Source organism: Dolichospermum sp. UHCC 0352 (assembly GCF_009711925.1).
In the GTDB taxonomy this organism is placed as follows: Bacteria; Cyanobacteriota; Cyanobacteriia; order Cyanobacteriales; family Nostocaceae; genus Dolichospermum; species Dolichospermum lemmermannii.
The window spans coordinates 1-11,355 of record NZ_VIKY01000307.1 but is presented as its reverse complement, the minus strand read 5'-3'; the positions used below and the strand labels follow the sequence as shown (position 1 = coordinate 11,355).

At 39.9% G+C, this 11,355-nt stretch carries 8 protein-coding genes; 2 read left to right on the top strand and 6 right to left on the bottom strand.

Annotation, left to right across the window (positions count from 1 at the left end; translation table 11 throughout):
* Positions 1 to 342 precede the first annotated feature (342 nt).
* Positions 343 to 2,025, bottom strand: a complete 1,683-nt coding sequence (locus tag FJR06_RS22165) for a serine/threonine-protein kinase (RefSeq protein ID WP_015080471.1) — start codon at positions 2,023 to 2,025, stop codon at positions 343 to 345.
* Between the two features lie 545 nt (positions 2,026 to 2,570).
* Here FJR06_RS22165 and FJR06_RS22160 point away from each other — a divergent pair.
* The gene (locus FJR06_RS22160; protein WP_015080472.1) at positions 2,571 to 3,587 is read left to right on the top strand and encodes a ribose-phosphate pyrophosphokinase; all 1,017 of its coding nucleotides are present in this window, start codon (positions 2,571 to 2,573) and stop codon (positions 3,585 to 3,587) included.
* Positions 3,588 to 3,750: 163 nt separating this feature from the next.
* Here the strand turns inward: FJR06_RS22160 and FJR06_RS22155 are convergent, their stop codons facing one another.
* The gene (locus FJR06_RS22155) at positions 3,751 to 4,323 is read right to left on the bottom strand and encodes an HD domain-containing protein (protein WP_015080473.1); all 573 of its coding nucleotides are present in this window, start codon (positions 4,321 to 4,323) and stop codon (positions 3,751 to 3,753) included.
* Positions 4,324 to 4,429: 106 nt separating this feature from the next.
* Positions 4,430 to 5,722 (bottom strand): serine/threonine-protein kinase, encoded by a 1,293-nt coding sequence (locus FJR06_RS24585; protein ID WP_254433170.1) that lies wholly within the window; start codon positions 5,720 to 5,722, stop codon positions 4,430 to 4,432.
* A gap of 284 nt (positions 5,723 to 6,006) precedes the next feature.
* Here FJR06_RS24585 and typA point away from each other — a divergent pair, with 284 nt between their 5' ends.
* Entirely contained in the window at positions 6,007 to 7,797 is a 1,791-nt protein-coding gene (gene typA / locus FJR06_RS22145; protein WP_015080476.1) for a translational GTPase TypA, read from the top strand.
* A gap of 77 nt (positions 7,798 to 7,874) precedes the next feature.
* Here the strand turns inward: typA and FJR06_RS22140 are convergent, their stop codons facing one another.
* The 3 genes from FJR06_RS22140 to FJR06_RS24105 all read right to left on the bottom strand — a co-directional run.
* The gene (locus tag FJR06_RS22140; RefSeq protein WP_168652284.1) at positions 7,875 to 10,484 is read right to left on the bottom strand and encodes a chloride channel protein; all 2,610 of its coding nucleotides are present in this window, start codon (positions 10,482 to 10,484) and stop codon (positions 7,875 to 7,877) included.
* Positions 10,485 to 10,790: 306 nt separating this feature from the next.
* On the bottom strand, positions 10,791 to 11,144 hold the full coding sequence (locus FJR06_RS22135; RefSeq protein WP_168652283.1) for a hypothetical protein: 354 nt from the start codon (positions 11,142 to 11,144) through the stop codon (positions 10,791 to 10,793).
* A 30-nt stretch (positions 11,145 to 11,174) separates the two neighbouring features.
* Positions 11,175 to 11,355: hypothetical protein (locus FJR06_RS24105; protein ID WP_217359806.1), on the bottom strand; the 181-nt coding region annotated here is incomplete at its 5' end.

Genomic DNA, 11,355 nt, shown 5'->3' with positions numbered 1-11,355 from the left:
TTGCGCGATACTGCCTATCTTTTCCTTTGACTTTGAACTCATAAATTATCATGGTTACTGAGCCTGTCGATAGCGTAGCGTGGCGTTAGCCATAGTATGGCTACGACCTAAACACCACGAAGCTATGCTAACTCACAAAGTATAATCTTGTCAACAGGAAAAACTTTCAGTGGAGGCTGAAGCCTCTATCTGGCTTTCATCCCTTGCCTAAAGGACAGTTGAGTTTTTCCGCAGTTCGACAAGTGTTACAGTGAGCTTGCCGAACTGCTCACTGACCACTACGCTCCAAAACTCAACTTCAAGGGTTTTCAGCCTAGTCTCTTATAATTTAACGTTAAAACGTTAATTTGTCCCATTAAACCCTGGAGTTGACGTTTCTGTAGGAGTTGGTGTTTCTGTGGGAGTTGGCGTTTCTGTGGGAGTAGGGGAAGTCGTAGGAGTTGGCGTTTCTGTGGGGGTTGGCGTTTCTGTAGGAGTTGGCGTTTCTGTGGGGGTTGGCGTTTCTGTGGGAGTTGGCGTTTCCGTTGGCATTGGTGCTTCTAAAGCTACATTCAAACTATAATTAACCTCCGAAACACCCCCAGACAAACCTAATCGAATAATATATCTCCCATCATTAGCTAATATTCCTTCATAAGAAGTAGATTGTTGATCTTGAGTATTAATGATTTCACCATTAGCAGTTAAAATCGTCAGTACAATCCCACTGTTTTCATTTACAGATACAGTTAATTTTTCCCCAACCTTACCTTGTAAACTATATTCAACCAATTCATTTTCCCTCAGTGTTCCGTCAATTGTCGCCTTGTTAGATTTGTCTAATCTCAGCCGTTGACGATTAATCACAGGTTCACTATTAGTTACTGTGGGTGTTGGAGTTGGTGTTGGTGTTAATAATGTCCCACTAGGAATAACTGGAGAAGGAAATGATTGTGGGGTTGTGATTGTTTCTGTTGCTGGACGAGACTGATTTTTCAGTGAATTCACCAAAGTCCAAGAACCAAACCCTGCTAAAATAATCACAACACCGCCAATTCCTGCCAACGCCCAAGCATTATCCAAAATAGAGCTACTTTGTCCAGAATTAACTGAAGGTTGCGGCTTTTCCGATGTTTTTGATATCGGCTCAGGACGATGCCCGATAGCGATAGTTTGTAGATGAGATAAATTAGCAGCAGGTTGGCTACTATAACCTAAGTTAAGCAGTGCCTGAGTAACATCAGCGGCACTTTGATACCGTTCCCCCGGCAGATAACTCAACATTCGCTGCAAAATTTGAGCGAATTCCGGTTTTACTGTTGCCCACTGTTGCCAATTCCATATTAGTTCCTGCTCATCAAATAAATCTGCGGGTTCTTTCCCCGTCAACAAAACTATCGTCGTCACAGCCAACGCATACAAATCACTACTAGGATATGCCCTACCCGTTTGCATTTGCTCACTAGGCGCATAACCCAATTTACCTACAGTAGTTACTGATGTGGGGACTGAGGATTGTAATTTTGTGACTAACTCCTTGACTACTCCAAAGTCAATTAATACAGGCAGGGAATCACTTTCCCGTAAAATCATATTCTCTGGGGAGATATCCCGATGAATAATTCCCTGACCGTGAATATAACTAAGAACAGGCAACAAAGTGCGTAATAAATGCAATACCTCTGCTTCAGTAAAAGTTGTGCCAACATCTTGGCGTTCTCTGAGCAAATTCCGGTAAGTCTTGCCAACGACAAAATCTTGCACTAAAAATAACTTTTCGTTTTGGGCAAATTTTTCCCGAAATTTGGGGATTTGTGGATGCTCAATTTGATACAAGATAGCAGCCTCTCGTTCAAATAACTCTTGTGCCTTTTCTCCACCGGATGTTCCCGTGCTTGGGGCAATTAACTCTTTAAGCACACAAAGTTCATTAAAGCGTCTTTGGTCTTCTGCTAGATAGGTTCTACCAAATCCCCCCTGTCCAATAATGTGAATTATGTGGTAACGATTTTGTAGGATAGTACCAACTGTAATCGGTGATTGCATGGTCTATTGATTGAATATAATAATAACAACAGAGCTAGAACTTAACAAAACTATCGCCTGTCCACAACATGACTCAAAGTGTCTCAATTGTGGCTTCCGTAATTTTCCTCAGTCACCCCGCCCACAAGGAAGTGTATACTAGAAACAAGTCTGGCATTATTCTATTCTGACATTCGGACTTTAGTCAGGACTTGTCCAATATAGTAGCAGGTATAATCCGGGATAAATAAATCAATTGGCATCCACAGCAATGTCAAAGTTGATCTTTAATGGTAGGCATTCAGCCGTCAGCTTTCCGGGAAATATATAAATATGGAAGTTCAAGGTATAGATAATTTTGCTAGGTTCTTTTTGATTCATAACATAAATATTTAATCTTCAATTCACGAGGTCGTTAATTGGTAATAAGTATCATAGAATAATTGTTTGCACTTTCGCTGCTATTTAATCGTCGGTTTTCTAACACCCCCAGGGCTAACTTGAAGATCAATATTATTTGTTTACTCAATTTCGGCTAAATTTGCTCAATCTCTGATGATATTTCTATGAATGCACTTCGAGGATCTGCTGTGCTAAGTTCTGCCACTTTACCAGTCCAGTCAATAGCAACGGGACTACCTGACAATAATCGTCTGCGGCTTTTTTCCGGTTCTGCCAATATAGCGCTGTCGCAAGAAGTCGCTCGTTATCTAGGTATGGACTTGGGACCAATGATTCGCAAAAGATTTGCGGACGGAGAACTTTATGTTCAAATCCAAGAATCTATTCGGGGTTGTGATGTCTATTTAATCCAGCCCAGTTGTCAACCCGTCAATGATCATTTGATGGAATTACTAATTATGATTGATGCCTGTCGTCGAGCATCTGCACGCCAGATTACAGCAGTAATTCCTTACTATGGTTATGCTCGTGCTGATAGAAAAACAGCAGGGAGAGAATCTATCACTGCTAAATTAGTCGCTAACTTGATTACCCAAGCAGGTGCTAACCGAGTTCTAGCAATGGATTTGCACGCAGCTCAAATTCAGGGTTATTTCGATATCCCCTTTGATCATGTATATGGTTCACCAGTTATCCTCGATTATCTCATTAGTAAAGGATTACAGGATATTGTGGTTGTTTCCCCTGATGTGGGTGGGGTCGCACGGGCTAGGGCATTTGCGAAAAAATTGAATGATGCACCTCTAGCAATTATTGACAAACGTCGTCAGGCTCATAATGTGGCCGAAGTCTTAAATGTGATTGGTGATGTGAGAGGCAAAATTGCCATATTGGTGGATGACATGATTGATACTGGCGGTACGATTGCGGCGGGGGCTAATTTACTGCGTCAAGAAGGAGCTAGTCAGGTATATGCCTGTGCTACTCATGCTGTGTTTTCACCACCGGCTATTGAAAGGTTATCAAGTGGGGTGTTTGAGGAGGTTATAGTCACTAATACTATTCCCATCCCAGAGGCTAATCAGTTTCCCCAATTAGTGACGCTTTCAGTCGCTAATCTGCTGGGAGAAGCAATTTGGCGGATTCACGAAGATAGTTCACTCAGTAGTTTATTCCGTTAATCAACAAATAACTATCTTCCCAAAGGAAGAAAAAAGGAGTCAGGAGTCAGGAGTCAGGAGTCAGGAAGAAGAAAGAAGAAAGAAGGAGTAAAAGCATGATAACTTTGTACCTCCTGTAACCTGCAATATGCTGTAAATAATGAAGGATGAAAGTTTTCGTTCTTCATTTTTTGTATGCAGCTAATATTTCTAATTCGGACACTACTCTTTCTAATTCTGCCACTAAGGGCGTAATTTGATGTTTTTGGAAAGCATCTGCTAGAGAACGATAATACCAAAGTGTCCCTTCTTTGCCACCTTGAAACCGTTCCCAAACTGCATCACCAATCATGCGATAATCTTTGAGAATTGAGCGGACATTATGGAGTTTGTCAGCAGCAGAAACTAGCAATACTTCTGGGGAAGCGGTGGCAATATGGGCAATATAGGCTTCTTTCCGGGGTTTCCAAGGGGGTTTGGGTGTGGTGTCTGCGTCTGTACAACCATCAACTATAGCAGTGACATGATCCCCAAACCGCCGGCGAATTTCTGCTCTGGTGGCTGCTCCACCTTGGTCTTCTATGGCATCATGTAGTAAGGCAGCGATCGCTTCATCTTCGTTTGCACCATATTCTAAGGCTATACTGGCTACTCCTAGTAAATGGGTAATATAGGGAATATCCCCAGCTTTGCGTTTTTGCGTGGCGTGGAGTTCATGGGCGTAGGTAAGCGCTTGGGTAAATCTTTCTGATAGCATTTTTAGTTGGATGATGTTAAGAGGAAATGAACCACGAAGGAGCGAAGGACACGAAGGAAGAGAAAGAGAAGGAAGAGAAAGAAAGAGGTTAGTGTTTTTAACTAAATTAGTATTTTGCAGTTCGACAAGCTTTATCCATCATTTCTTTTGCTAATGGATGATAACCATTATTATTTAAAAATGCTAATATTGACTCTTTTACTTGATAACTAATTGCTTCTCCTGTTGTGACTAATCTAGCAAAGTGTTCACAGTTCCAACCCAATAAACCATAATCCCAAGTTTTGAATAATTCATAAGCAATTAAACATCTATCAAGGACTTCTTTTTTCGGCAATAATGTCACTGATTCTACGCTATATGATACTGTCGGAATTCGGAATACAGCAAATCCATTTCCACCAAAGTTAAAGGCGTGGGTATCAGAGATAGTTATATGATAATGCAATGCGAGGTCTGAGCTACTTTCTTTATGATGAATTAGCAATCCTGCTGTAGAACTTTTATAATCAACATGAGTTTTAAACTCATGAATAATCTTATCTTCAATAATTTGTGTGGCGGAAAGAATAGTATTATTGCTGGTTTTTTGGATATTCAAAAGAGATAACCACTCATTTATTGACTGAGAACGATTTTCTGGCTTTAATTCCATTCCTTTAATTATCGCCTGATTTACTTTATCGCTAATACTAGAATTTATCTTTTTTGCTTCTTCTAATTCTGTACCAATTGCTCTCATTGGTGATATAGTTGGTAATTCTCCAGTTAACACAGAATACAAAGTTGCAGCTAAAGCATAAACATCTGTAAATGCTCCCCGTTTTGCTTTTTTATCATATTGTTCAATTGGTGCAAAACCATCAGCTAACATTTGCGTATGTGTTTGAGTTAAATTCTGGGAAAACTCTCGCGCAATCCCAAAATCAATTAACACTGCTTCTGATTTACCAGAACGCAACATGATATTTTGTGGTTTAATATCTCGATGTAATAAGCCATTATCATGAACTACAGTTAATGCTGATCCAATTTGCTGAATATAGCGTAATGCTTCAGTTTCAGATAAAATACCTTGATTTTCTACTATAGTTCCTAAATCTTCCCCATCAATATATTCCATCACCATACACCAAAGATCATTTTCATGAATGACTTCGTAAATTTGGACAATATGAGGATGACTACATTTAGCTAATTTAATGGCTTCGTTGAGAAAGTCTTGTTGAAATTTAGCAAAATCAGCACGTTTTTGGATTGCATCATTTAGAGTTTTGATAACAACGAAATTTCCCTGATTATCTCTAGCGCGATAAGTGATCCCAAAACCACCTTCACCTAATTCTTTTTCTATGGTATATTTACCATTTTGTAATTCCTGTCCTGATAACCAAGCCATAACCTGTAAATTTATAGATTTATAAGTTCATTTTGGCACAATTTTAGTTTTAAGTGCTAATTTCACGTCGTTTAGGGGTATACGCGAGTTAGCTTTATTGAAGCAAGTACCCTATATCTTAAAAATGCTCTTAATATTTATTATCAAAATAACAATATTTGTGACAATTACGCTAGAATCATTACAAGGTTCGTTACAGATGTGGTAGATAATCTCCACTTCTGTTAAAACGACCAAAAATAAGCCTCTTAATCTAAAAACCTTAAAGTTTACCCAAACCATCTATGACGCTCCCAATTCGTAACGTCGCCATTATCGCCCACGTTGACCACGGTAAAACCACCCTGGTTGATGCTCTCCTCAAACAGTCCGGCATTTTCCGCGAAGGCGAAGACGTTCCGGATTGTGTCATGGACTCCAATGATTTGGAGCGGGAACGAGGCATTACAATTCTTTCTAAAAATACAGCGGTTCGCTACAAAGAAACCCTGATTAATATTGTTGATACCCCTGGACACGCTGACTTCGGCGGAGAAGTAGAACGGGTACTCGGCATGGTAGACGGTTGTATTCTGATTGTTGATGCCAATGAAGGACCAATGCCCCAAACCCGCTTTGTGTTGAAAAAGGCTTTGGAAAAAGGTTTGCGTCCTATCGTTGTTATTAACAAGATTGACCGGGGACAAGCTGACCCCCACATTGCTGTTGATAAGGTCTTGGATCTGTTCTTAGAATTAGGTGCAGATGAAGACCAGTGTGACTTTAAATATTTGTTTGCTTCCGGTATGGCTGGTTTCGCTAAAGAAAGCTTAGAAGCAGAATCAGTAGATATGCAGCCGCTATTTAATGCCATTCTTCGCCACGTTCCTGCACCAGTGGGAGATCCTAACAAGCCTCTACAATTACAAGTTACCACCCTAGATTATTCAGAATATTTAGGCCGGATTGTCATTGGTAAAATCCACAATGGAACTATCCGCGCTGGACAACAAGCTGCTTTGGTAGTAGAAGATGGCAGCATTGTCAAGGGCAAAGTTACCAAGTTGATGGGGTTTGAAGGTTTAAAACGGATAGAGATGCAAGAAGCTACCGCAGGTTATATTGTGGCTGTAGCTGGTTTTGCTGATGCTTATATTGGTGAAACTATTACAGATCCTAATGAACCTCTGGCTCTGCCATTAATTAAGGTGGATGAACCAACTTTGCAAATGACCTTCTGGGTGAATGATTCGCCTTTTGCTGGTCAAGAAGGTAAATTGGTAACATCTCGGCAAATCCGCGATCGCTTATACCGCGAATTAGAAACCAACGTAGCTTTGCGCGTTGAAGACACCGACTCTCCTGATAAATTCCTGGTTTCTGGTCGTGGTGAATTACACCTAGGCATCTTAATCGAAACCATGCGCCGTGAGGGTTTTGAGTTCCAAGTATCCCAACCTCAAGTAATTTACCGTACAGTTAACGGTCAAAATTGCGAACCTTTTGAACTTCTAGCATTAGATGTTCCCGCGGACGCAGTTGGTAGCTGTATTGAACGCTTAGGACAACGGAAAGCGGAAATGCAAGATATGCAGCCTGGTGGTGGCGATCGCACCCAACTAGAGTTTATCGTAGCAGCCCGTGGTTTAATCGGTTTCCGAGGTGAATTCATGCGAATGACTCGCGGTGAAGGCATCATGAACCACAGTTTCCTTGATTATCGTCCCCTTTGTGGTGATATTGAAGCCCGGAACAAAGGCGTTCTCATCTCCTTTGAAGAAGGTGTTTCTACTTCCTACGCGATGAAAAACTGTGAAGATAGAGGCGCGTTCTTTATCAGTGAAGGAACTAAGGTTTACAAAGGGATGATTATTGGTGAACATAATCGTCCCCAAGATTTGGAATTGAACGTTTGTAAAACGAAGCAGTTAACCAACCACCGTTCATCTGGTGGTGAAGAACTTACTCAGTTACAAACACCCATAGACATGAATTTGGAAAGAGCTTTGGAATACATTGCTCAAGATGAATTGGTGGAAGTTACACCTGAATCTATTCGTCTTAGGAAGATGTCCAAGAAATTGGTGAAACGTTAAGATCTGTAGGGGTGGGTTTTCCCACCCTGATTAAATTTATAAACTCATATAAATCAGGTAAATCACACAAATCATAGTTAAGAAATTGCACTTCTGACTAAAATTACGGTACTATCAACACCAGATGCGATTGCTTCGGGAATATTACCTTGAATTGCTTGTTGTAATAATCCCTCACGAGAAGCACCCAAAACTACAACGTCGAAATCTTCAGTTTTGACTAATTCAATGACTCCAGCGGTAACAGATTCAGCTTGCAAAGATGCAGCGACAACATTACTTTGTAAATTGCGGTGACGCATGAATTGGCGAGTAGATTCCTCTAAAACCGTCATATCTGGTGCAACTTCCCCAGGTTTAACTACCTGAGTTAAGCGGATTTCTATGTCGTTTTCCAAAGTTACTAAAGCAGGTAATAATTTAATGGCAATAGGTGCATTTGGTCCTCCAGCCATTGGTATTAACCAGCGTTTAAATTGCTGGTAGGAATGGAAATTATTGCCTAATTTGACCAAGACAACATCACAGTTTGCTTGACGAATTATAGTATCTACTACGCTGCCAAAAATCCTGCCAGGGGTAGATGTATTTCCCTTCCAACCCATGAAAATTAAGTCTATATATCGTTCCTTGGTAGTTTCTAAAATAGCTTGGGCGATATCATGGGCGACACGAATTTGGGTATGAATGGGAATGTGCAGTTTTTTGGCTAAACCTTCGGCTTGTCGGAGTAAGCGGCGACTTTTAGCGGTGTTAACTGGGGTTTCCGCTGGAGAAACATGACGGGATACTAAGATGATTTGTAAACATTCTATTTCATAATGGCGATCGCGGGCGATCGCAGCAGCCATTTCTAGTAATGCGGGGGCGGTTTCCGGGTTAGCAATGGTAACTAATAATCTCCCTCTCCCAATACTAGGCGATCGAGTTTGGTATACTAGATAGGAAGGTTCAGCTTGGGGACCTGTCACCCCGGTTTCACCATTCAAATGATTTGCTTCCGTACGGATAATATCTGCACGGGTAATAATCCCAATTAATTTTTGTCCATCTACCACAGGTAAGCGACTAATTTGATATCTATTTAATAAATAGAGAACATGACTTAATCTATCTGCTGGTGTGACTGTCACCGGTTTGGGTGTCATAATCTCTCTTAAAAGAGTCTCATGGGGTGAGAGATGATTACGGATTTTCTGTAAATCTGTCTGGGAAACTAATCCTACTAATTTATTATTTTCTACCACAGGAAAGCCGCGATGATGGGAACGGGAAAAGGCTTTAATAACTTCATCTCCTGTCATTTCTGCTTCTAGGGTTTCCACGGAGGGCTGCATTACATCCTTAGCAGTTAATTGAGTTAATATTCCCTCTGTGGGGCTATCTTTTTTAATAATGATACCATTTAATGTGAGCAGTTTTTCATACAGTGAACCCGGAACAACCTTCTCAGCCACCAGATAAGATGTCACACATACCACCATTAAAGGTAATACTAAATTGAAATCTGTCGTCATTTCAAAAACAATGACAATCGCCGTTATCGGAACTTTGGAAACCGCGCTAAAAAATCCCCCCATTCCGGCTAATGCGTAGGTAGTCGGTGAACCAAATCCAAATACTTGCAATTCACATACGCCAATAATATGTCCTAAACAAGAACCTAAAATTAAACTTGGTGCAAATAATCCTCCTGGTGCGCCCGAACCAAAGGCAATTAAGGTTAAAATAAATTGGGCAATAAAGACAATTCCCGCTAAAGGTATATTCGGTTCACTAGCAATCATAAACTCCCGCAAACCTGTATTATCCCGAAAGGTTTCTGGTAGTAAGGACATAATCAAACCAGAAGCCAAACCAGCTAAAGCCACTCGTAAAGGTAAACTAATATGTAAACGGCGATAAGCTTGAATACTGAAAATTAATCCCCGATTAAATAAAGCTGCTAATAAACCCGCTAAAATTCCTAAAATTAATAAAGCCGGAATTTCTAATAAAGAAAAACTGCTAGAATAGTCAATTAGTTTTAAGTCTAATTGCAGACTCCCACCACCCAACCAGCGGGAAATTACACCACCAATAAAAGAAGCGATAATTGCAGTTCCTAAAGTTAAACCTGATAGATCTTGTAATAACTCTTCAATAATAAATAATACCCCGGCTAGAGGTGCATTAAAAGCCGCTGCTAAACCCGCCCCAGCCCCCGCTGCAATCATCTGTCGGCGATGATCTGGAGAGGTAGGAACTAAACGACTCATACCCGCTGCTAACCCCGCACCAACTTGAACTGTAGGTCCCTGTCTTCCCAAGGTTAACCCCGAACCCAAGGCGATTATCGAACTGATTAACTTGACAAAAGCTACTCTCCATGATAGTTTAATTGGCACATTCGCCAAAGCAGCTTTAACTTGGGGAATGCCACTACCAGCCGCTTCTGGAGCTAACCGCTGCACTAACCAACCAGAGAGAAAACCCAAACTTACACCAATAATCGGTAGAGATATCCAAGCTGGAAAAATATGGGTAGTATGCACTCGCCATGTTCCTAACCACCCTGAACCCTGTTTGAGTAATACCGCAGATAAGGCGGCTACTATCCCAATTATAGATGCTTCTGCAATAGCTAAACCCTTTCTAGGTTGCCAAAAGTTCCGAAAATACTGGGTTAGCAATGGCAGGGAAATCATAATTTTTAAGTTTTAATTTTTAATCTTTAAATTTTAATTTAAAACTAACTCTTTCTTGAGTTTTTTAGATAGATATCTTATTTTGCTTATTAAGTATTTTTACTGATAAGCTTGAATAAGAAAAGACAGTAAAATTATTAAAAAATACTATTGACAAGTTTCCAAGTTTCAGTTATAGTTTAAATATAGTGGAAATCTGTGCGCCCATATATATAGGGGTTTGCTTTTCCAAAAGTATTTTTGTCAGAATCAGGATACTCAGGATTTTAGGATTTACAGGATGTGGGTTTCAAGTATAATGATCAATTATGATTCATAAATAAAATCTGCTAAACAATTACCTAATTTTAAATTTTCTATACTTTTAAAATCACCATGTTGATCTATTTCATTAAATTGTTCAGTATTAAGTAAAAATTCAGTTTCATCTTCTTTTGTCCATGTTCCAGCAAGATAATCTAAATCATGGTAAGGATAAGAATTAGAAAGGTTTTTTTCTGCTGTTTCCAAGGTTTCTGATGGTATATTTTGGGGTGAAAAAATCCCATTTTTTACACTATTTATTTTATCTGTAAATTCTTTTATCCATTGATAAAGATTATCTAGCTCTTGTTCTGGTATTCTGTCAATTTCTGCTTGAATAAGTTTTTTTACCGTCATAAGTAATACTCCTGCTGGCAATTTATTATATTATATCTGAACGATGTCCAGGATTTGAGGATTTACAGGATGTTGTTGGATGATTTTTGGTGGGAACTTGGGGATTTTTTTGTCAGAATCAGGATATCCAGGATTTGAGGATGTACGGGATGTTATTGGATGATTTTTGGTGGGAGTTGGTGATTTTTTTGTCTGAATCAGGATATCCAGG

Excerpts from the sequence above, each read along its gene's own strand:
- FJR06_RS22165 (WP_015080471.1), bottom strand. The coding sequence starts at position 2,025 with ATGCAATCACCGATTACAGTTGGTACTATCCTACAAAATCGTTACCAC.
- FJR06_RS22140 (WP_168652284.1), bottom strand. The coding sequence starts at position 10,484 with ATGATTTCCCTGCCATTGCTAACCCAGTATTTTCGGAACTTTTGGCAA.
- FJR06_RS22160 (WP_015080472.1), top strand. The coding sequence starts at position 2,571 with ATGAATGCACTTCGAGGATCTGCTGTGCTAAGTTCTGCCACTTTACCA.
- FJR06_RS24585 (WP_254433170.1), bottom strand. The coding sequence starts at position 5,722 with ATGGCTTGGTTATCAGGACAGGAATTACAAAATGGTAAATATACCATA.
- FJR06_RS22135 (WP_168652283.1), bottom strand. The coding sequence starts at position 11,144 with ATGACGGTAAAAAAACTTATTCAAGCAGAAATTGACAGAATACCAGAA.
- typA (WP_015080476.1), top strand. The coding sequence starts at position 6,007 with ATGACGCTCCCAATTCGTAACGTCGCCATTATCGCCCACGTTGACCAC.
- FJR06_RS22155 (WP_015080473.1), bottom strand. The coding sequence starts at position 4,323 with ATGCTATCAGAAAGATTTACCCAAGCGCTTACCTACGCCCATGAACTC.